This window comes from Serratia myotis, assembly GCF_027474885.1.
Classification (GTDB): Bacteria; Pseudomonadota; Gammaproteobacteria; order Enterobacterales; family Enterobacteriaceae; genus Serratia; species Serratia proteamaculans.
The window spans coordinates 2,465,860-2,488,243 of record NZ_CP099707.1 but is presented as its reverse complement, the minus strand read 5'-3'; the positions used below and the strand labels follow the sequence as shown (position 1 = coordinate 2,488,243).

At 57.4% G+C, this 22,384-nt stretch carries 18 protein-coding genes; 12 read left to right on the top strand and 6 right to left on the bottom strand.

Annotation, left to right across the window (positions count from 1 at the left end):
* Positions 1-66 precede the first annotated feature (66 nt).
* From araH to NHG65_RS11915, 3 genes are read right to left on the bottom strand one after another with little or no spacing between them, the layout of a single operon-like run.
* The gene (gene araH / locus NHG65_RS11925) at positions 67-1,050 is read right to left on the bottom strand and encodes an L-arabinose ABC transporter permease AraH (protein ID WP_112347485.1); all 984 of its coding nucleotides are present in this window, start codon (positions 1,048-1,050) and stop codon (positions 67-69) included.
* Positions 1,051-1,067: 17 nt separating this feature from the next.
* Positions 1,068-2,603, bottom strand: coding sequence for an L-arabinose ABC transporter ATP-binding protein AraG (araG, locus tag NHG65_RS11920; protein WP_499183370.1), 1,536 nt, complete (start codon positions 2,601-2,603; stop codon positions 1,068-1,070).
* A gap of 60 nt (positions 2,604-2,663) precedes the next feature.
* Positions 2,664-3,647, bottom strand: a complete 984-nt coding sequence (locus NHG65_RS11915; protein WP_085116628.1) for an arabinose ABC transporter substrate-binding protein — start codon at positions 3,645-3,647, stop codon at positions 2,664-2,666.
* Between the two features lie 361 nt (positions 3,648-4,008).
* Here NHG65_RS11915 and NHG65_RS11910 point away from each other — a divergent pair, with 361 nt between their 5' ends.
* The 6 genes from NHG65_RS11910 (at position 4,009) to rsxC (ending at position 11,599) form a co-directional block, all read left to right on the top strand.
* Complete coding sequence (locus NHG65_RS11910; protein WP_499183369.1) at positions 4,009-5,682, top strand: ribulokinase; 1,674 nt, start codon at positions 4,009-4,011, stop codon at positions 5,680-5,682.
* 165 nt (positions 5,683-5,847) lie between these two features.
* Positions 5,848-7,353 carry an L-arabinose isomerase gene (gene araA / locus NHG65_RS11905; protein WP_099061853.1) on the top strand — a complete coding sequence of 502 codons (1,506 nt, stop codon included), beginning with the start codon at positions 5,848-5,850 and terminating at the stop codon, positions 7,351-7,353.
* Between the two features lie 159 nt (positions 7,354-7,512).
* Positions 7,513-7,953 (top strand): DUF2569 domain-containing protein, encoded by a 441-nt coding sequence (locus NHG65_RS11900; RefSeq protein ID WP_099061852.1) that lies wholly within the window; start codon positions 7,513-7,515, stop codon positions 7,951-7,953.
* 271 nt (positions 7,954-8,224) lie between these two features.
* Entirely contained in the window at positions 8,225-8,806 is a 582-nt protein-coding gene (gene rsxA, locus NHG65_RS11895) for an electron transport complex subunit RsxA (RefSeq protein ID WP_085116624.1), read from the top strand.
* A complete protein-coding gene (rsxB, locus tag NHG65_RS11890; protein ID WP_085116623.1) occupies positions 8,806-9,378 on the top strand; it encodes an electron transport complex subunit RsxB in 573 nt (190 codons plus the stop codon). The genes rsxA and rsxB overlap by 1 nt, the downstream gene beginning before the upstream one ends.
* Positions 9,371-11,599 carry an electron transport complex subunit RsxC gene (gene rsxC / locus NHG65_RS11885; protein ID WP_499183368.1) on the top strand — a complete coding sequence of 743 codons (2,229 nt, stop codon included), beginning with the start codon at positions 9,371-9,373 and terminating at the stop codon, positions 11,597-11,599. Before rsxB ends, rsxC begins: the two co-directional genes overlap by 8 nt.
* 95 nt (positions 11,600-11,694) lie before the next feature.
* Here the strand turns inward: rsxC and NHG65_RS11880 are convergent, their stop codons facing one another.
* Positions 11,695-12,588 carry a helix-turn-helix domain-containing protein gene (locus NHG65_RS11880; RefSeq protein WP_099061850.1) on the bottom strand — a complete coding sequence of 298 codons (894 nt, stop codon included), beginning with the start codon at positions 12,586-12,588 and terminating at the stop codon, positions 11,695-11,697.
* 379 nt (positions 12,589-12,967) lie between these two features.
* Between NHG65_RS11880 and rsxD the strand changes: the two genes are divergently transcribed.
* The 5 genes from rsxD to dtpA all read left to right on the top strand — a co-directional run bounded on the left by rsxD (position 12,968) and on the right by dtpA (position 18,153).
* Positions 12,968-14,053, top strand: a complete 1,086-nt coding sequence (gene rsxD / locus NHG65_RS11875; protein WP_099061849.1) for an electron transport complex subunit RsxD — start codon at positions 12,968-12,970, stop codon at positions 14,051-14,053.
* Between the two features lie 9 nt (positions 14,054-14,062).
* Positions 14,063-14,692 carry an electron transport complex subunit RsxG gene (gene rsxG / locus NHG65_RS11870; RefSeq protein WP_099061848.1) on the top strand — a complete coding sequence of 210 codons (630 nt, stop codon included), beginning with the start codon at positions 14,063-14,065 and terminating at the stop codon, positions 14,690-14,692.
* Entirely contained in the window at positions 14,689-15,387 is a 699-nt protein-coding gene (locus NHG65_RS11865; protein ID WP_099061847.1) for an electron transport complex subunit E, read from the top strand. Before rsxG ends, NHG65_RS11865 begins: the two co-directional genes overlap by 4 nt.
* Complete coding sequence (gene nth / locus NHG65_RS11860) at positions 15,387-16,028, top strand: endonuclease III (RefSeq protein ID WP_099061846.1); 642 nt, start codon at positions 15,387-15,389, stop codon at positions 16,026-16,028. The genes NHG65_RS11865 and nth overlap by 1 nt, the downstream gene beginning before the upstream one ends.
* A gap of 604 nt (positions 16,029-16,632) precedes the next feature.
* Positions 16,633-18,153: a dipeptide/tripeptide permease DtpA gene (gene dtpA, locus NHG65_RS11855; protein ID WP_099061845.1), complete on the top strand. Its 1,521-nt coding sequence runs from the start codon at positions 16,633-16,635 to the stop codon at positions 18,151-18,153.
* Positions 18,154-18,234: 81 nt separating this feature from the next.
* Here dtpA and NHG65_RS11850 read toward each other — a convergent pair whose 3' ends face one another.
* Positions 18,235-20,325 carry a prolyl oligopeptidase family serine peptidase gene (locus NHG65_RS11850; protein WP_499183367.1) on the bottom strand — a complete coding sequence of 697 codons (2,091 nt, stop codon included), beginning with the start codon at positions 20,323-20,325 and terminating at the stop codon, positions 18,235-18,237.
* A 164-nt stretch (positions 20,326-20,489) separates the two neighbouring features.
* On the bottom strand, positions 20,490-21,053 hold the full coding sequence (locus tag NHG65_RS11845; protein ID WP_099061843.1) for a helix-turn-helix domain-containing protein: 564 nt from the start codon (positions 21,051-21,053) through the stop codon (positions 20,490-20,492).
* Between the two features lie 113 nt (positions 21,054-21,166).
* Here NHG65_RS11845 and NHG65_RS11840 point away from each other — a divergent pair, with 113 nt between their 5' ends.
* Positions 21,167-22,348, top strand: coding sequence for a benzoate/H(+) symporter BenE family transporter (locus tag NHG65_RS11840; RefSeq protein WP_261426743.1), 1,182 nt, complete (start codon positions 21,167-21,169; stop codon positions 22,346-22,348).
* Positions 22,349-22,384 lie beyond the last annotated feature (36 nt).

Here is a 22,384-nt window from a genome sequence, read left to right as displayed (position 1 = left end):
CCTAGCTTAGCGGCCCGGCGGATTACTGCCCGGGCCGATAACAGAACTGTGAGCAGGGCTGGCAATTTAAACGCTGCGTTTAGCCTGCTGTTTGTAACGGTCGAAAATCACCGCAGCCAGCAGGATCACACCGCGCACCACATACTGTGAGAACGGCGAGATATTCAGCAGGTTCATGGCGTTTTCCACCGTGCCGAGGATCAGGATACCGGCGATCACGTAGGAGATTTTGCCGATGCCGCCCTTCAATGACACCCCACCCAGCACGCAGGCGGAGATCACGATCAGCTCATAGCCGATTGAGGTCATCGGCTGGCCGCTGGTCATGCGCGAAGCCAGAATGATGCCGGCGGCAGCGGAAACCAGCCCGGACAGCATAAAGATCACGATTTTGGTACGCACTACCGGCACCCCGGCCAGCCGCGAAGCCTCCTCGTTACCCCCAATCGCCAGCGTATTGCGGCCAAAGGTGGTTTTATTGAGCAGGAAACCGAACAGGATCAGACAGGCGACGGTGATCCAGATCGGTGCCGGCAGCCCCAGCCAGTTGGCGTAACCCAGTGCGAAGAAGCGTTCGTCCTCAATCCCCACCGCTTTACCGTCGGAGATAATGTAGGCCAGCCCGCGGAAAATCTGCATGGTGGCCAGGGTGGTGATCAGCGCGTTGATTTTCAGCCGGGCGATAACAAAGCCGTTAATCAGTCCGGAAACCATGCCCAGTAACAGACCGGCCGCCACGCCGATCCACAGGCTTTCGGTCATGTTGATCACTACCGCCGTCGTCACCCCGGCGCAGGCAATCACCGAGGCGACCGACAGATCAAAGTCCCCGGAGGCCAGGCAAAACAGCATGCCGCAGGCCACCATGCCGGACATGGAGATCGCCAGCCCCAGCCCTTTCATATTGATAAAAGAACCAAAGTTGGGCACAAACAGCACGCAGGCGATAAACAGCACCGCGAACACCACCAGCATGCCGTAGCTGTCCCAAATTCGCGCCAGCCCCAGGCCGCTGCGTTTTTTCACAGAATGGGTCGTTATGGTCGACATCTCTTTCTCCTTCACCATCAGGCCACCGCCGCAGCGGCATCAGGGGCTATATCAGGGGTGCGCAGCATCGCCAGGCTGAGGGCTTTTTCCTCACTGGCCTCGTCATGATGTAATTCGCCGGACAGTGCGCCTTCACGCATCACCAGGATGCGGTCCGCCAATCCCAGCACTTCGGGCAAGTCACTGGAGGCAAACAGCACGGCAATGCCCCGCTGCGCCAGTTGGTAAATCACGTGGTAGATTTCATGCTTGGCACCGACGTCAATGCCGCGTGTCGGTTCATCCAACAGGATCACTTTCATCTCTTCCGACAGCCAGCGACCCAGAATGGCCTTCTGCTGGTTGCCGCCGGACAAATTCATAATTAACTGCTCAGCACTCGGCGTTTTGATATTCAATGCACGGATATGATGCTCGGCATTGCTGGCCTCCCAACCGTTGTTGATCAGGCAACCGGCACGAATGCTGTTACGCCGTGCGCTGATGTTGATGTTGTCGCGTACCGAATGCACCGGGATGATGCCGTCCGCCTTGCGATCCTCCGGGCATAGCATGATACCGGCGCGGATAGCGTCAATCGGTGAACGAATGGCAATGGCTTGTCCATCCAGCACCAGTTGACCGGCACTGATTCGGGTGGCACCAAAGATGCCCTTCATCAGCTCACTGCGCCCGGCACCGACCAGGCCGAACAGTCCGACGATTTCGCCGGCCCGCACGCTCAGGTCGATCGCCGTTTTGACCCCCGGCGCCTTCAGCCCTTCCAGCGCCAGACGTACCGGCCCCAGCTCACGCGGTTGATAGCCATACACGTCCCCCAGGTCACGCCCGACCATCGCCTGCACCAACTGCGCGTTATCCACCTGTTGCATATCGTCAAAGGTGCGCACGTAGCGACCATCTTTAAACACGGTGATGGCGTCGCTGAGGGCAAAGATTTCCTCCATACGGTGCGAGACATACAGGATCACCCGCCCTTCGGCGCGCAATTCACGGATCACCCGGAACAATTGCTCAATCTCTCTGGCAGACAGCGAACTGGTCGGTTCGTCAAAGGCGATCACCTTGGCGTTACGCGCCAGCGCCTTGGCGATTTCCACCATTTGCCACTGACCGATCGACAGGTATTTCAGCGGCGTATCCGGATCAATATCCAGCCCAAGATGTTCCAACTGTAATCGGGATTCGTAGCGCAGCAGTTTGCGATCCACCAGCCCATGTTTGATCGGCAGTTGGCCAAGATAAATGTTCTCCGCCACCGTCATTTCCGGCACCAGATGCAGTTCCTGATAGATAATCGCCACCCCGGCATTCAACGCATCGGTGGTGTTGGCGAACTGCACCGATCGCCCCTGTAACTGAATTTCCCCCTGGGTCGGCGCGTAGTTACCGCTGAGAATTTTCAGCAGCGTGGATTTCCCGGCACCGTTTTCCCCCATCAGGGCGTGGATCTGCCCGGCCTGACAGCTAAAGCTGATGTCATCCAGCGCCTTCACGCCCGGGAAGGTTTTACCGATGCCTTTAAACGCCAAATACGGCAGTGCGGCGGTCATAGTGCACTCCTCCAGCAGTTAAAAATGCCGCCCGACAACCTGCTGTGGGCGGCTCGCTAATTACATCAGGCCTTTTTTCTGCAGTTCGGTCTTAAAGTTGTCGCGGGTGATCAGCACCACGTCGGTCACTTCGGTAAATTTCTGCGGTTCTACGCCCTTTTCGACCCAGTCATGCAGCATCTGGATGCTCTTGTAACCATGGATATCCGGGCTTGGCAGCAGCGACCCGTAGAAACCGGTGGCCTGCGCTTTGGAAAGCTCGCTGACGGCATCCACCCCGTTGATACCGATGCCGATCACGTTCGGTGCCTTGAAGCCCTGGCCTTCGGTAGCGCGTACGCCACCCAGTACGGTGTTGTCGTTCATGCCGACAATCAGCCAGTTTTTCACTTCAGGATGCTGCACCAGCATCGAGTTGGCAGCGTCAAACGCCCCAGGGATATCGTTAGACTTGGTCGGTACCCGATAAATCTGCTTTTCCGGGAAGCCGGCCGCTTTCAGCGCGGCAATCGAGCCACCGGTGCGGCGACGGGCGGTGTCCAGTTCATCGGCGGTAATCGCCATCACCGCGGTTTCCGGTAATTTCCAGCCACGCTTGTTCTGTTCTTTCCACAGCTCCTGGCCCTGACGTTCACCGATTTTGGTGGCGGCCATCATCACTAACGGCACGCTGTCCATAGGCTTGCCCTTGGCAGTGACAAACTGATCATCCACGGCGATCACTTTCAGGTTGTAACTGCGCGCCTTGGCGACAATCGCCGAGCCGAGTTTCGGATCCGGCGTGCAGATAACAAAACCCTTGGCCCCGCTGGCTGCCAGGCTGTCGATGGCATTAAGGGTTTTCTCCCCGTCCGGCACGGCGATTTTAATCACTTCAAAACCGAGATCCTTACCGGCCTTGTCGGCAAACTTCCATTCGGTCTGAAACCAGGGTTCCTCCGGTTGCTTGACCAAAAAACCCAGCTTCATGGTCTCGGCGATAGCTGAATGTGACATAACGGCCGCCAGTCCCAGTGTCGCCAGCGTCTTAGTGAATTTATGCATGATGCTCTCCGCTATTTTGTTCTCTGTGGCGACGAAACCCGCTCGCGGTGAAAACGTTATCATTAGGGTATCCGTTGTCGGTGTGGCGCTTATCTCGCGGCATTCATCCACAACGGGGGTAAGACGGCATAAGTTTTAGCGGGTATTTGTTACTGAAATGTAGAGCGCTATCACATCCGTGGAATACAGCTGATATGTGCATATATTTAGCGAATTCCGCCAAGCGATAACTTATGACAGCCGTCACAAAACCACTGCGGGAAGCAGAAAAGTGCATACTTCCAGCTAACGGCTCCTCACCTGCACCGCGCTTCGGCTCCTATGGTTGTCACAGCGTATTAACACATCAGGAGTCAACATCATGACGGCAGGTGCTATTGCCCTGGGACTGGACTTCGGTAGCGACTCGGTGCGGGTATTGGCGGTCGATTGCCATAAGGGTACTGAGCTGGATACCGAAGTGGTCTATTACCCCCGCTGGCAACGCGGCGAATTCTGCAATGCGGCGGAGAACCGTTTCCGCCACCATCCGCTCGACTATATTGAAGCCATGGAACAGGCGATCGTCAGTCTGGTACAACGCATGTCACCGCAGCAGCGGCTACAGGTGATTGGCATCGGCGTTGACTCCACCGGCTCCACGCCGGCGCCGATCGACGAGCAAGGCCAGGTGCTGGCACTGCGCCCGGAGTTTGCCGACAACCCGAATGCCATGTTTGTGCTGTGGAAGGATCACACCGCCATTGAAGAGGCAGACGCCATCAACCGGTTGTGCCGCAGCGGCGAATTCCCCGACTATTCCCGCTATATCGGCGGCGTTTACTCCTCTGAGTGGTTCTGGGCCAAGATCCTGCACGTCACGCGCCAGGACGCCGAAGTCCGTCAGGCCGCCACCTCCTGGGTTGAACTCTGCGATTGGGTACCGGCGCTGCTGTCCGGTACCTGCGCGCCGCATCAGTTAAAACGCGGGCGCTGTAGCGTCGGCCACAAAACCCTGTGGCACCCGGACTGGGGTGGCCTGCCGCCGAAGGCGTTTTTTGCCGCACTCGATCCGCTCTTGGTTGAACATCTGCCCTGGCCGCTGTTTGAGGACTGCCACACCGCCGACCTGCCGGTAGGCACCCTGAGCGCCGAATGGGCGACACGACTCGGGCTCCCCGCCACGGTGGTGCTGTCCGGCGGCGCTTTCGACTGCCATATGGGTGCCGTCGGTGCCGGTGCCCAGCCTTACACTCTGGTGAAGGTGATTGGTACCTCCACCTGCGACATTCTGATCGCCGATCGTCAGCGGGTGGACGGACGCGCCATCGAGGGGATCTGCGGCCAGGTCGATGGCAGCGTGGTGCCAGGAATGATCGGTATGGAAGCAGGCCAGTCGGCCTTTGGCGATATGTACGCCTGGTTCAGCCGCCTGCTGAGCTGGCCACTGCGCGAAGCCGCGAAAAATCAGCCTGAACTGCAAGCCCAGCTACAACAGATTGAAGCCGGCCTGCTGGCGGCGCTAACCGCATCCTGGGCTGAAAACCCGTCACTGGATCATCTGCCGGTGGTGCTGGACTGGTTTAACGGCCGCCGCACCCCCTACGCCAACCAGCGGCTGAAAGGCGTGATCGCCGATCTGAATCTCGGTACCGATGCGCCGACGCTGTTCGGCGGATTTATCGCCGCCACCGCCTTTGGTGCCCGCGCGATTATGGAATGCTTTGAACAGCAGGATATTCCTGTCGATAACGTGCTGACGCTGGGCGGCATTGCGCGTAAATCACCGGCGATCATGCAGGTCTGCGCCGACGTCATGAACCGGCCGCTGCAAATCGTTGCTTCCGATCAGTGCTGCGCGCTGGGTGCAGCGATCTTCGCCGCCGTGGCCGCCGGTCAATTTGGCAGCGTGCCCGAAGCCCAGCGCCAGATGGCCTGCGGTATCGAACGCACCCTGCAACCGAGCCCGCAACACGTCGCTCGCTACCAACAGCTTTACCAACGCTATCAACAGTGGTGCCAGGCCGCCGAGCCACGCTATACCCTGCATACTTGAAGCTGCATCTTTGTTGGCTTCCGGCGCTGCCCCCGGTTACGTACTACTTGTACGCTCCCGGGGATGCGCTTGGTTGCCGCCGCGATGCAACTCCAATTATTTGGGTATCGATCCTAATCAGCGGTTCAGCAAGTCAAGTCCCAATACACAATTCAGGAGTTTTTAATGGACGCATTCAAGCAGCGCGAAGTCTGGTTCGCCATCGGCAGCCAGCACCTGTACGGCCCGCAAACCCTGCAGCAGGTCAAGGCGCACGCCGAACAGGTGGTGGAAAGCCTCAACCGCGAAGCCGGGTTACCGGTAAAACTGGTGCTGAAACCGCTGGTCACCACGCCGGATGAAATCACCGCCCTGTGCCGTGACGCCAACTATCAGCCACAGTGCGTAGGCATTCTGGCCTGGCTGCACACCTTCTCACCGGCCAAAATGTGGATCGCCGGGCTCTCCGTGCTCCACAAGCCGCTGCTGCAGTTCCATACCCAGTTCAACGCCCAGGTGCCATGGGACAGCATGGATATGGACTTTATGAACCTCAACCAGACCGCCCACGGCGGCCGTGAGTTCGGCTTTATCGGTGCCCGTATGCGTCAGCAGCACAGCGTGATTGCCGGCCACTGGCAGGATCCCGAGGCACACCGACGCATTGCCCAATGGATGCGAGTCGCCACCGCCAAGCAGGCCAGTCAGCAACTGAAAGTGGCACGTTTTGGCGACAACATGCGTGAGGTTGCGGTGACCGATGGCGATAAGGTTGGCGCACAGATCCAGTTCGGCTACTCGGTCAATGCCTATGGCATCGGCGACCTGGTCAGCGTGATCAATGAAGTTAGCCGTGGCGATGTGGATACGCTGATTGAAGAGTATGAAGCCAGCTATGTGCTGAGCGACGCGGCGAAAATCAACGGCGCAAAACGTGAAAACCTGATTGACGCGGCGCGCATCGAACTGGGGATGAAACGTTTCCTCGAACAGGGTCACTTCCAGGCCTTCACCACCAACTTTGAAGACTTGCACGGCATGAAGCAATTGCCGGGGCTGGCAGTGCAACGCCTGATGCAGCAAGGCTACGGCTTTGGCGGCGAAGGCGACTGGAAAACCGCAGCGTTACTGCGCATCCTGAAAGTGATGGCCGGTGGGTTGCACGGCGGGACCTCGTTTATGGAGGATTACACCTATCATTTCCAGCCGGGTAACGATCTGGTGGTCGGCTCGCACATGCTGGAGGTCTGCCCGTCGATCGCCAAAGAATCCAGGCCGCTGCTGGATATTCAACCGCTCGGTATTGGTGGCAAGGCCGACCCGGCGCGACTGATTTTCTCGACACCTGCCGGTCCGGCCGTCAATGCCAGCCTGATCGACATGGGGGATCGCTTCCGCCTGCTGGTCAATCAGGTGGATACCGTGGAACAGCCGCATCCGCTGCCCAAATTGCCGGTGGCCCGTGCCATCTGGCGGGCCCAACCCACCCTGGCGACTGCGGCCGAAGCCTGGATCCTGGCAGGCGGCGCGCACCATACGGTGTTCTCGCAGGCGCTGGATGCCGATATGCTGCGGCTGTATGCCGAAATGCATAACATCGAGTTCTTGTTAATCGATCAGGATACCACCCTGCCGTCGTTCAAAAACGAGCTGCGCTGGAACGAAGCCTACTATCAACTTAACCGCCGTTAATCGGCCGGCTACCGGCAGCACATTGGGCTGTCGGTAGCCAAACGTGCTGCAACCCCCGCCTGAGTCCGACCATCCGTTTGATATTGATGACGAAGCCCGCATTACCCGCTAAGCTATGCGGCTGTCACATTGGATCATGTCTTACCCAGGAAGCCGTTTATGTCTCAAGCTGAATACACCCGTATTGGCGGTTGGTTGCTGGCCCCGATGGCCTATCTGATTGTCACCCTGCTTAGCGCCAGTCTGATGCTGCTCCTGTATGGCATGGCGATTTTCGTACCGGAATCGCGCGAATATCTGCTCACCAACGCCCAGGCGTTTAGCATGCAGTGGTATTTCTCGGTGCTGACCACCCTGGCGATGTGGTGCTTTACCCTGTGGCTGCTGTGGTTGTTCTGCCACCGCGCACAGCGGTTCCCCAAATTGTTCCTGCTGTGGCTGTTGATTACCGTGCTGCTGGCGGTGAAAGCCTTTGCCTTTGCGCCGGTGCCGGATGAATTGGCGGTACGCAGTCTCGGCTGGCCACTGTTGATGGCGGCATTATTGGTGCCCTATATGAAGCGTTCCAAGCGAGTCAAAGGCACCTTCACCGAGAACTAAACCACGTTGTACATAAATATGGCCCGTCGCCTTTCAAACCGCAGCGTTGTTACCTGCACTCGCTCACCCCAGTTACTTACTTAAGTAAGCGCCTGGGGATGAGCGAGCTGGGCGCCTAGCTGCGATTTGAAATTCATAGGGCCTGGTTGTGTAAATATTCAACAAAAATGGGCAAAAAGTGGCAAAAAGGGCAATAACCCTGCTTTCCCTATGTTGTGATCAGGCCGCCAATTCCCGATAATAGGCGGCTTTTATTTTTTTAGGCATCGCAATGACCGAATACCTGCTCCTGTTTGTCGGCACCGTACTGGTGAATAACTTCGTCCTGGTGAAGTTCCTTGGCCTGTGCCCGTTCCTCGGCGTTTCCAAGAAGCTGGAAAGTGCCATTGGTATGGGAATGGCCACCACTTTCGTGATGACGATGGCCTCCGTCAGCGCCTGGGTGATCAATACCTTTATTCTGGTTCCGTTGGATCTGGTGTATCTGCGCACGCTGTCATTTATTCTGGTGATCGCCGTGGTGGTGCAATTCACCGAGATGGTGGTCCGCAAAACCAGCCCGGCGCTGTATCGCCTGCTGGGCATTTTCCTGCCGCTGATCACCACCAACTGTGCGGTGCTCGGCGTTGCGTTGCTTAACGTCAACCTGGGCTACAATTTCCTGCAGTCTGCGGTATATGGCTTCAGCGCCGCCGCGGGCTTCTCGCTGGTGATGGTGCTGTTCGCCGCGATCCGTGAACGTCTGGCGGTTGCCGACGTGCCTGCACCCTTCCGCGGTTCTTCCATCGCCCTGATCACCGCCGGGCTGATGTCGCTGGCCTTTATGGGCTTTACCGGGCTGGTGAAATTCTAATGACCGCGTTATGGATTGCGATTGCTGCGTTAAGTGCCCTTGGCCTGCTGTTCGGGCTGGTGCTGGGCTTTGCCGCACGCCGCTTTGAAGTAGAAGAAGATCCGGTGGCCGAGCAGATCGACGAGATCCTGCCGCAAAGCCAGTGTGGCCAGTGCGGCTATCCCGGCTGTCGTCCTTATGCCGAAGCGGTCGCCAACGGTGAGATGATCAACAAATGCGCGCCGGGTGGCGAGCAGGTGATGCTGAAGCTGGCCGAATTGCTCAACGTCGAGCCGCAACCCCTGGGCAGCGAAGCCGTCGTCGAACCGGTGCGCCAGGTGGCCTACATTGACGAAGCCAACTGCATTGGCTGCACCAAGTGCATTCAGGCCTGCCCGGTGGACGCCATCGTCGGGGCTACCCGTGCCATGCACACCGTCATTACCGATCTTTGTACCGGCTGCGACCTGTGCGTTGCGCCGTGCCCTACCGACTGTATTGAAATGAGACCGGTCGCCACCACTACCGCCAACTGGAAGTGGGACATGAAGACGATCCCGGTGCAAGTGATCCACGTGGAGCAACATGCTTAATCTGTTCGCCGCCTTCAAAAAAGACCGGATTTGGGATTTCGACGGCGGGATCCATCCGCCGGAAATGAAAGCCCTGTCCAGCGGCGTGCCGTTGCGTACCGCCCCACTGCCCGATATTTTTGTGATCCCACTGCAACAGCATTTGGGCCCGGAAGGCGAACTGTGCGTCAAGGTCGGCGACCCGGTGCTGAAAGGCCAGCCGCTGACCGTCGGTCGGGGGCGTACCGTACCGGTGCACGCACCGACTTCAGGAACTGTCAGCGCCATCACACCGCATATCACCGCTCACCCTTCCGGGTTGGCGGAACTGTGCGTAATCATTCAGCCAGACGGCGAAGACCGCTGGTGCGAGCGTGCGCCGGTGGCAGACTACCGTCAACTGGCCACCAGCGAGTTGATCCAACGTATTCATCAGGCCGGCATCGCTGGACTGGGCGGTGCCGGTTTCCCGACCGCCAGCAAGCTGCAGGGCGGCATGAACGGGGTGGAAACCCTGATCCTCAACGCCGCAGAATGCGAGCCATATATCACTGCCGATGACCGTTTGATGCAGGAACATGCCGATCAAGTCATTGAAGGTACGCAGATCCTGCGCCACCTGCTGCAACCCAAGGTCACGCTGATTGGCATCGAGGACAATAAACCCGAAGCGATCGCCGCCTTGAAACTGGCACTGCGCGACCAGCCCGGCATCGCTCTGCGGGTGGTTCCGACCAAATACCCTTCTGGCGGCGCCAAGCAGCTCACCAAAATCCTGACTGGTAAAGAAGTCCCGCACGGCAAGCACTCCTCCGCTATCGGTGTGCTGATGCAGAACGTCGGCACCGCCTTTGCCATTAAACGCGCGATTGTCGACGGCGAACCCTTGATCGAGCGAGTGGTGACCCTGACCGGTGAGGCCCTCAGCCAACCGGGCAACCTGTGGGCACGCATCGGCACGCCGGTACAGCACCTGTTGAAATTTGCCGGTTTCCAGCCGCAGGCTCAGCAAATGGTGGTGATGGGTGGCCCGCTGATGGGCTTTACCCTGCCTGCACTCAACGTACCCATCGTCAAGATCAGCAACTGTATTCTGGCACCATCGGTCAGCGAAATGGCACCGCAGGAGCCGGAGCAGTCCTGTATTCGCTGTGGTTTGTGCGTTGACGCCTGCCCGGCAGGCCTGTTACCGCAACAACTTTACTGGTTCAGCCGCGGCGAAGAGCACGAGAAAGCCCGCAATCACAATCTGTTTGACTGCATTGAATGTGGTGCCTGTGCCTTTGTCTGCCCGAGCAATATCCCGCTGGTGCAGTACTACCGCCAGGAAAAGGCCGAGATCAAAGCCATCGATCAGGAAGCCGCTCGCACCGCCGAAGCCAAGGCACGTTACGAAGCCAAACTGGCGCGCCTGGAACGTGAAAAACTGGCGCGTGAAGAGCGTCATAAGAAAGCGGCGGTCAAGCTGACCGATGGCGATCAGGATGCCGTTCAGGCCGCCCTGGCTCGGGTTCGTAGTAAAAACGCGGCACCGGCGACCGGCACCATCAGCGGCGCTGCACCGGATAACAGCGAGATGATCGCTGCCCGCGAGGCCCGTAAGGCACAGGCGCGTGAACGACGTGCACAGCAGGAAACTGCTGTAGCACCGGTAACGGCATCGGCTAGCGAAGATGAAGATCCACGCAAGGCGGCGGTGGCCGCTGCACTGGCACGCGTCAAAGCCAAGAAAGCCGCACAACAAACGACTACGAATGATACTCCGGCCGAGCCATCGGTGGCGGTAACGGAAGAAGACCCGCGCAAAGCGGCAGTGGCCGCTGCACTGGCGCGAGTCAAAGCCAAGAAAGCCGCGCAACAGGCGACTACGGTGGAAACTCCGGCCGAGTCACCAGCGGCGGTAACGGAAGAAGATCCGCGCAAGGCCGCAGTGGCAGCAGCCATTGCCCGCGCTAAAGCCAAGAAAGCCGCACAGCAGACGGCGACGGCGGACACTCCGGCCGAGTCACCAGCGGCGGTAACGGAAGAAGATCCGCGCAAGGCGGCAGTGGCAGCAGCCATTGCCCGCGCCAAAGCCAAGAAAGCCGCGCAACAGGCGGCGACGGTGGAAACCCCGGCCGAGCCGCCAGCGGCGGTAACGGAAGAAGATCCGCGCAAGGCGGCAGTGGCGGCAGCCATCGCCCGCGTCAAAGCCAAAAAAGCGGCACAAAGCCTGACCACGGCGGATACGGATAAAGAGTAATTAACGCAGAAGCCTTGCAGGAAGCAAGGCGGCACAGGTTGTGTCCCTCAATGATAGGTCAGCACCGCTGGAGGTCATTTGAGGGACGCAACCTACTAATCGATAGAAATCAGGTAGGTGTAATCAACGTCAATCTGGCGCATCTTCGAGTCCTGATTCCATTCCTTGGTTTGAATAATTTCCATCTCCACGCTCCCCTGTACTTCATGACGCAACCCCGGCATCACATGAGTACTCAGATAGGCAAAGAACTGCGAGCATTCTTTGGCAGTCCCCAAATGATTGATAGAGATATATTCACGCCCGGCAATGGGAATATCGTCGATCTGGTAGCCCGACAGAATATCCTTTTTGTTCTCAGGATCCACCGCCATGATATGAGTCGCCGAACATTCGTTACCTCCCCGATTACGGACAGAATGGATGCTGTACACCCGGCGGCAATCCACATTCAACCCACGGAAAAAATCGGTAAAGATCTCGTCCTTCATCGCCATGCAGGACGAATGTTCAATCTCCGTCTCTCCGGCAAAATCCAACTGCCGCGAGTAACCCACAAGCTGCATATCGGGCAGCGTCAGGCGTTTGATCTCTGGGTAGTAATCGGCCGCAAAATTGGCATCAAAACTGAAACGCGGCATCAAATTCTTCACGTCCCACCTTTCCATCGAACGGTAACGGTTAGGCGTGGTGTCGAAACGCTGTTTGAACATGCGAGTGAAGGTTTGTTGGGAATCGAAGCCCAGTTCGTCTGAAATATCGATGATGGAACGGTGGGTAATACGCAACGCCACTGCGGCACGCGTCAGGATACGTGAGCGAATATAGGTGGCGAGCTGAATACCGGTGATACGTTTGAACTTGCGTTGCAGGTGCCATTTGGAGTAGCCGGAAATGCGCGCGACTTCATCCAGGTTTGGCCGTGTTTCCAGATGTATCTCAACCCATTCAATCAATTCTTCAATAAAAAAGACATCTTCATTTGTCATTATTTACATTCACTAACTCAATAATACTCGGGATAATAACCCACATAGATTATGTAAAAGTTGTTATTTTGTGCGAAAAAACGAACCAAAAATACCATGTTAATCCAGCGGTTATCGTTATGCGCCGGGAGTTAATGCCGACAGTTTACAGCTGCATCACCAAACTAACCCGATTTTATCAGCAAAAAAAATCCGATCGCGCCATATGACGCTCAAACCACAGCGTACACCCCGTGCTATAAGGCTAATAACCCTACCATTAAGACGTATTACCCTTGCGGTGATTCAGGTAGAATGCAGCGCTATAATTTTTCCTGCGTCTCCGCTGAGAGGCGCGTTGAACCTGCCGATGTCCGGCAAAGATAGGTACAGTTATTCTATGAAGTTCAGGCCGGTACAACCCACAGCCGCCAAAGGCTTGCACATCGCCAGCTCCCCCTTCACCCATAACCAGCAAAGCACCAGCCGTATCATGCTGTGGGTGATGTTGGCCTGCATTCCCGGTATCGCTGCGCAGGTATGGTTTTTTGGCTATGGCACGCTGGTTCAGACCGCGCTGGCAATGATCGTCGCCCTGCTGGCAGAAGGCACTATCCTTGCGCTACGCAAGCTGCCGGTACGCACCCGACTGGCGGATAACTCCGCCCTGCTGACCGCCCTGCTGCTGGGGATCAGCCTGCCGCCGCTGGCCCCCTGGTGGATGATTGTCATCGGCACCTTCTTTGCCATCGTCATCGCCAAACAGCTGTACGGTGGCCTCGGGCAAAACCCATTCAACCCGGCGATGGTCGGTTACGTGGTGTTGCTGATCGCCTTCCCGGTGCAGATGACCAGTTGGTTGCCGCCGGATGAGCTGCGCGCCACCGCGCTGTCGTTCCAGGATACCCTGCTGGCCATTTTCAGCGGTCATACCGGTCAGGGTGCCACCATCCATGAACTGCAAATGGGCATCGACGGCATCAGCCAGGCCACCCCGCTGGACGGCTTCAAGACCGGCCTGCGCAGCGGCCATAGCGTTGAGCAGGTACTGCAACAACCGCTGTTCGGTGGTGCATTGGCCGGTATCGGCTGGCAATGGGTTAACCTGGGCTTCCTGGCCGGTGGCCTGTTTATGCTGGGCCGTCGCCTGATCCACTGGCAGATCCCGTTCAGTATGCTGGCGGCCATCGCCCTGTGCTCAGGTTTGGCCTGGTGGCTTGATCCGGCGCAGCAGGCCTCGCCGCTGATCCACCTGTTCTCCGGCGCCAGCATGCTGGGTGCTTTCTTTATCGCCACCGACCCGGTCAGTGCCTCCACCACGCCGAAAGGTCGCCTGATTTACGGCGCATTGGTGGGCGTGCTGGTGTGGCTGATTCGCGTTTACGGCGGTTATCCGGATGGCGTGGCCTTCGCGGTATTGCTGGCCAACATTACCGTTCCGCTCATCGACCACTACACGCAGCCCCGCGTGTACGGCCATCGCTAAGGAGCCATGATGCTAAATTCAATGAGAAAGCATGGCACTACGCTGGCGGTATTTGCCGCCGTGACCACCGGCCTGACTGCGGTAGTCCATAGCCTGACGCAGAACACCATCGCCCATCAGGCGGCGTTACAACAAAAAACGCTGCTTGATCAGGTGGTGCCACCGGAACACTACGACAACAACATGCAGACCGAGTGTTTCCTGGTCAGCGATCCGGCATTGGGCAATGGCTCGCCGCATCGTCTGTATCTGGCGCGCAAAAACGGTCAACCCACCGCAGCCGCGCTGGAAACTACCGCACCGGACGGTTACTCCGGCGCCATTCAGCTGCTGGTCGGTGCCGATTTCAACGGTAACGTGCTGGGTACCCGGGTCGTCTCACATCACGAAACCCCGGGGCTGGGCGATAAAATTGAACTGCGTATCTCGAACTGGATCTCGTTCTTCAGTGGCAAAAAGATCGACGGCCCGGACGATAAACGTTGGGCGGTGAAGAAAGACGGCGGTATGTTCGACCAATTCACCGGTGCGACCATCACACCGCGCGCCGTGGTCAACGCCGTTCGGCGTACGGCATTGTATATGGAAACGCTGCCGCCTAAACTTGATAGCTTACCTGCCTGTGGAGCCAGCGAATGAGTGAAGCCAAAGATCTGATTGTCCAGGGGCTGTGGAAGAACAACTCCGCGCTGGTGCAACTGCTGGGGATGTGTCCGCTGCTGGCCGTCACCTCCACCGTCACTAACGCCCTCGGTCTGGGGCTGGCGACCACGCTGGTCTTGATACTGACCAATACCTCGATATCTGCGGTGCGCCGCTGGGTGCCGAATGAAGTGCGCATCCCGATATACGTGATGATCATCGCGGCTGCGGTGAGTATCGTGCAAATGTTAATCAATGCCTATGCCTTCGGCCTTTACCAGTCGTTGGGGATCTTTATCCCGCTGATCGTCACCAACTGCATTGTGGTCGGTCGCGCCGAAGCGGTAGCCTCTAAAAAACCGGTCGGCCTGTCCGCTCTGGATGGCCTGGCTATTGGTCTGGGCGCCACCGGCGTGATGGTGACGCTGGGTGCAATGCGCGAATTGCTGGGCAACGGCACCCTGTTCGACGGGGCCGACATGCTGCTGGGCAGTTGGGCCAAGGTACTGCGTATTGAGGTGGTTCACTTCGACAGCCCGTTCCTGCTGGCAATGCTGCCACCGGGGGCCTTTATTGGCCTGGGTCTGCTGTTGGCGGTAAAATACCTGATTGATGAAAGGATGAAAGCGCGCACGGCCAGGGCGTTACGGGCTGAACCGGCGCAGGGACAAGGACAGGCAGAGAAAGCGTAATGAACAAGCAAAAACGGTTGGAAATTCTTACCCGCCTGCGTGATAACGATCCGCACCCGACCACCGAGCTGGTGTACACCACGCCGTTTGAGCTGCTGATCTCCGTGCTGCTTTCTGCACAGGCGACCGATGTCAGCGTCAACAAGGCTACCGCCAAGCTTTATCCGGTGGCCAATACGCCGGCCGCCATGCTGGCACTGGGCGTCGACGGCGTTAAAGGCTACATCAAGACCATCGGCCTGTTTAACAGCAAGGCCGAGAACGTGATCAAAACCTGCCGTATGCTGTTGGAACTGCACGACGGCGAGGTGCCGGAAGACCGCGCTGCGCTGGAGGCCCTGCCCGGCGTTGGCCGCAAAACCGCCAATGTGGTGCTCAATACCGCTTTCGGCTGGCCAACCATTGCCGTCGATACCCATATCTTCCGCGTCTGTAACCGCACGAATTTCGCACCGGGCAAGAACGTCGATCTGGTGGAGGAGAAACTGCTGAAGGTGGTGCCGGCCGAATTCAAGGTCGACTGCCACCACTGGTTGATCTTGCACGGCCGCTATACCTGCATCGCGCGTAAACCCCGCTGCGGTTCCTGCATGATTGAAGACCTCTGCGAGTTTAAAGAGAAAGTTTATCCCGACGCCTGAACCCGATGGGTGCAACGCAGCACCCCGTTTCGGGTCCCCACCGCACTGACCTATTTTTTATCGGAAATGTGATATCAAGCAGCAGTAACCTTGGTGTTTCCACGGGTTTCAGTGAAAAACTCACTTCTCGCTTATTTTCAAGCGAAAAATTAGTCAAAAATTGCGGTAAACCTCACGTTTTGACGATCACATTGTCGTCACAACCGCCAGGGTCGTTTTCTCAAATTTCTATAATTTTACAAAAGTCGCCATATGCACAACAATCCAATGGATTATTCACCACACCTATTGATATGAACCATCAAAAGTCATTACAGCAGAATATCTCACTGTTTAAATTCTGTATCCCTTTTAATCAAAACAAAAACTCGGCAAAGTAAACAAAGTCGAAAGTTAATGCTGCATAACATTTGTAACATGGTCGTTTCACTTCACGAGCGTTATATGTAACAGAATATGACAAACGTCTTGCCTCGTTGACAAAGATAGTGAACATTAACCGCCGTCATCCCATCCTATAACAACGCAGAAGGATGCAGTCCTGCATCACCTTTTGCAATTTCCCGTCTTTCTGAGTCGGGGCAGTGAAAAATCAGAGGTACCAGTGTCAACTGCAAACAACAACAGCGAACATCCTGAAAGCGTCAGTCTCAACGCCTTCAAACAGCCTAAGGCGTTTTACCTGATCTTCTCCATCGAGCTCTGGGAACGTTTTGGTTATTACGGCCTGCAAGGCATCATGGCGGTTTATCTGGTCAAGATGCTTGGCCTGAGCGAAGCCGACTCCATTACCCTGTTCTCCTCCTTCAGTGCGCTGGTGTATGGCTTCGTTGCCATCGGCGGCTGGCTCGGCGATAAAGTGCTGGGCTCCAAGCGCGTGATCGTGCTGGGGGCGCTGGTGCTGGCCGTCGGTTATGCCATGGTGGCCTACTCCGGCCATGAAATTTTCTGGGTGTATCTGGGGATGGCGACCATCGCCGTGGGTAGTGGTCTGTTCAAAGCCAACCCGTCCTCCCTGCTGTCAACCTGCTACGAGAAAGACGATCCGCGTTTGGACGGTGCATTCACCATGTACTATATGTCCGTCAATATCGGGTCTTTCCTGTCGATGTTGGCCACGCCTTGGCTGGCAGTGAAATATGGCTGGAGCGTCGCGTTCTCACTGAGCGTGGTGGGCATGCTGATCACCCTGGTCAACTTTATGGTTTGCCACAAGTGGGTGAAGAATCACGGTTCCAAGCCTGACTTTAAACCGCTGCAAGTGCAGAAACTGCTGATGGTGCTGGTTGGCGTGGTTGCGCTGGTCGCCCTTTCAAGCTGGTTGTTGCACAACCAGGTGGTAGCTCGCTGGGCGCTGGCGCTTATTTCCATCGGTATCGTGATCGTGTTCGCCAAGGAAGCCTTTGCTCTGCACGGTGCGGCACGCCGCAAGATGATCGTTGCTTTCCTGCTGATGCTGGAAGCAGTGGTGTTCTTCGTGCTGTACGCCCAGATGCCAACCTCACTGAACTTCTTCGCTATCCATAACGTTGAGCACAACATCCTGGGCCTGGCATTCGAACCTGAGCAGTATCAGGCGTTGAACCCGTTCTGGATCATGCTGGCCAGCCCGATTCTGGCAGCACTGTATAACAAGATGGGTGACCGTCTGCCGATGCCACACAAGTTCGCTTTCGGTATGATCCTGTGCTCCGGCGCTTTCCTGGTATTGCCATGGGGTGCCAGCTTCGCCAATGAACAGGGCATCGTTTCGGTTAACTGGCTGATCCTGAGTTATGCACTGCAGAGTATCGGCGAACTGATGATCTCCGGTCTGGGTCTGGCAATGGTCGCGCAACTGGTGCCACAACGCCTGATGGGCTTTATCATGGGGTCCTGGTTCCTGACCACGGCTGCTGCTGCGCTGATTGCCGGTAAGGTCGCGGGGCTGACTGCCGTGCCTGCCAACATCAACGATGCGCACGCTTCACTGGCTATCTATAGCCACGTGTTTATGCAGATCGGTATCGCCACCGCCGTGATCGCCATCCTGATGATGCTGACCGCACCGAAGCTGTATCGCATGACGCTGGACACCGCAGAAGATACCGAGAAGAAAGCTCAGGCGGCCGCTATCGCCAACTGATCGCTGACAAAGGTTTCAGACAGGTAAAAGAAAGCCGGGGCATTAATGTGCCCCGGCTTTTTTACGTCATACTCACGTGGCTCAGGCGGTGGATTTAGCGCTCAGATTGACCCACATAAACTCACTGACCAGTGCACCGTGGAACGCGGCCTGTTTCTTGTCCGCTGCGGCGCTGTGTCCGCCCTCGGTATTCTCATAGAAGTAGGCCTGCGGATAGCCCATCTGCTGCATGCGTGCCGCCATTTTACGGGCGTGCGACGGATTGACCCGATCGTCACTGGTGGCGGTGTAAAACAGCACCGGCGGGTAGGACACGCCCGCTTTGATGTTGTGATACGGCGAGAAGGTTTTGATGTACGCCCACTCTTCCGCTTTGCCTGGGTCGCCGTATTCGGCAATCCAGGAAGCACCGGCAGAAAGCTGGGTATAACGCTGCATGTCCAGCAATGGCACTTCACAAACGATGCAACCGAAAAGCTGCGGGTACAGCGTCAGCATATTGCCCACCAGCAAGCCGCCGTTGCTGCCACCCCGCGCCCCCAGATGTTGTGACGATGTCACTTTACGGGTGATCAGATCCTGCGCCACGGCAGCAAAGTCTTCATAGGCACGATGACGGTTTTGCTTAAGCGCCGCCTGGTGCCAGGCCGGGCCATACTCGCCACCGCCGCGGATGTTCGCCACCACATACACCCCGCCGCGCTCCAGCCAGGCCGGTGCCTTGGCTCCCATATACCCCGGTAACAACGACACCTCGAATCCGCCATAGCCGTACAGCAGCGTGGGGTTACTGCCGTCCAGCTTAATGCCCTTGGCCGAGATCTGGAAATACGGCACGCGTGTCCCGTCTTTAGACTCCGTAAAGTGCTGACTGACCTGATAGCCGCTGGCGTCAAAGTCCTGCGGCCCCTGCTTGAGCAATTCCGCCTCACCGCCGTCGAGATTACCCAGGTACAGCGAGGTCGGTTGCAGGAACCCACTGAGCGTCAGGAAATAATCGTTGGTTTCGTCATCAACGCCACCGGCAGAAATAGTGCTGATCGCCCCCGGTTTGCCCAACGGCTTGCGCTGCCAGCTTTTGCCCTGCGGCGTCAGCACTTCCAGCCGGTTAACCACGTTGTCCATGATGCTGAGGATCAGATGGTCACGCGTACCGCTGTAACCACTCAGGGCCGCCTGGGCCGTCGGAGTAAATAACACCGTCAGCTCACGCTTACCCGCCAGGTAATCGTCGAAATGGGCGGCCAGCAGTGAGCCTGAAGGATAACGAGTTCCCCCCACCTCCCAGTCGCTGCTCGGTTTAATCAATATCCACTCCCGGTGCGTGCTGAACTCGGCATCGGCGGGAATGTCGATTTTGACTTGTTGATCTTGCTCATTCAGCAGATAGGTTTCACGACGGTAAAAATCCAGACTGCGTCCCACGTAGTTGCGTTCAAAGCCCGGCGTCTGGTCATGATAAGCAAACACCGTCATATCCTGCGGTTGCGCCTCATACAGCGTCTGAGCGGCACTCAGCGGTGTACCACGCCGCCAGCGTTTGGCTATGCGCGCATAGCCGGACTGAGTCATCGAACCTGCGCCGAAATCAGTCGCGATAAACAGCGTGTCCTTATCGATCCACGAAGCCTGGTTTTTCGCTACCGGCAGCACAAAGCCATCTTTGACGAACTGCTTGCTGACCAGATCAAACTCGCGGATCTCCGTCGCGTCACCGCCATCCGGCGACAACTCCAGCAGACAATAGCGGTATTCCGGTGCCAGTGACTGCGAACCATGGAACACCCAGTCTTTGCCCTCGGCCTTACCCAACGCGTCTATATCCAGCACGGTTTCCCAGGCTGGTTTGGCTTTGCGGTACTCCTGCAGCGTGGTGCGTCGCCATAAGCCACGAGGGTTGGTTTGATCCTGCCAGAAGTTATAATAGTAATCGCCGCGCTTGGCGACCCACGGGATTTGGCTCTCTTTATTCAGAATATCCAGCACCTGCTTTTCCACCTGCCGGAAGCCTTCACCCTGAGCAAAACGCGCGGTGGTCCGCTGATTTTCCTGCTTGATCCACGCCTGTGCGGCCTTGCCCTGCAGCTCCTCCAGCCATAAAAATTCATCGGTGGCGCTGGCGCCGCCTTCTGCCGCCATCGCCAGGCGGATACTGTTAGGTAATGAAGTCATTGCGAATACGGCTCCTGCGGTTTGTGCGCTGAGTTTAAGAAACTGGCGTCGATTGCGGTGGGTGATTGGCAAAATCAAGCTCCCTTTGATAGTTAATAAGAATCATTTTCAATAAAGTAGGCGTTTGGTGAGGCGGAGTCAAAGCCTGCGCCAACATCGTTAAGTCAAAATTTAGGGTAGTGGATCAAATCGTGAATACGCACCGTCTGTTGGCTGGCATTACGGTAGGCATGGGGCCGATCGGCCTGAAAGCGCATCGCCTCACCGTGGGTCAGGTGGTGCCACTCGCCGTCTACCGCCAGTTCCAGCTCACCGCTGATGACAATCACATGCTCAATCACGCCCGGCTCGTGGGCCGAAGATTCGCTTAGCGCGCCCGGCGCCAGATCGATAACGAACAGGTCAAAACCCAGTTGCCGATCGAATGGGAACAACGGCACCACCCGCATATCGGCATTGTATTGATTGAACACCGGAGCATCGCCATAGCGATGCAGTGTGGCCTGCTGTTGCAGCGGCGAGATCTCCAGAAAGGCAGAAAAAGCCACGTTAAAACCGGTAGCGATTTTCCACAAGGTAGCCACCGTCGGGCTGGACTCCCCCCGTTCGATCTGCCCCAGCATCGCCTTGCTGACACCGGTGTTTTCGGCCGCCTGCGCCAGGCTCCAGCCGCGCTGCATGCGTAGCGATCGAAGCGTTTGTGCCAGATGGCCAGACAATTCCTGCATATTTATCTCCCCTGATAATGCGGCTGATTATAGCCACTTGTGCGCTATAACGCACGGTGCTATGCTCGCCGTTCATCGTGCGTTATAACGCACAACCGTTGCCGGAGTGTGCCATGCGCCCTGCTATCTCTTTACGTCATCTGTCCCTGCCTGCCGTCATGGCTGGCTTTGTTGCGGTATTGGTCGGCTACACCAGTTCTGCCGCGATTATCTTTCAGGCTGCCGCCGCGGCCGGCGCCACGCCGTTGCAGATCGGCGGCTGGTTGAGCATGTTGGGGCTGGGGATGGGCATTACCTCGCTCGGGCTGTCGCTGTATTACCGTACGCCCATTCTGACGGCCTGGTCGACCCCCGGTGCCGCCCTGCTGGTCACCAGCCTGCCCGGCACGCCGATTAACGAAGCGATTGGCGTATTCATCTTCGCCTCCGGGCTGATCCTGCTATGCGGCGTAACCGGGCTGTTCGCCCGGCTGATGGATTATATTCCGCAGGCCATTTCGGCGGCGATGCTGGCGGGGATCCTGCTGCGCTTTGGCCTGGATGCTTTTGCCTCGCTACAGGTCAATTTCGTGCTCAGTGCCGGAATGGGCCTGGTGTATCTGGTGACACGGCGCTATCTGGCGCGTTATGCGATTGTGCTGACGCTGCTGGCCGGGCTGGCGATTGCGGCATTGCAGGGTAATATTCATCTTTCACAGCAACCACTGGCGTTCGCCGTACCGGAATTTATTACGCCGCATTTTAGCTGGTCGACACTGCTGGGCATTGGCGTACCCTTCTTTGTGGTCACCATGGCATCACAAAACGCCCCCGGCATCGCCACGTTAAAGGCGGCCGGCTACAGCGTCCCGACTTCGCCACTGATTAGCTGGACGGCGCTGATGGCGCTCCTGCTGGCGCCGTTCGGTGGCTTCTCGGTGTGTATCGCCGCCATTACCGCGGCTATCTGTATGGGGCCGGACGTGCATCCCAATCCACAACGCCGCTATATGGCTGCCGTCGCCGCCGGGGTATTTTATCTGCTGGCCGGCGTGTTCGGCGGCGTTATCGGTATGTTGTTCAGTGCATTACCCGTCGCCTTGATCCACACCATTGCCGGGCTGGCCCTGCTGGGCACTATCGCCGGTAGTCTGCAACGCGCACTGCAGGATGAAAAACAGCGCGACGCCGCGCTGATCGCCTTCCTGATCACCGCGTCCGGCGTGACGCTGCTCGGCGTCGGCTCTGCTTTTTGGGGAATTATTGGCGGCGCGGTTGCCCATATCATCCTGTCGCTGCCGCAGCGGGCAAAATAGCCCCAAACTGCGTTTAAGTCTCGGTTCACCCGGCAA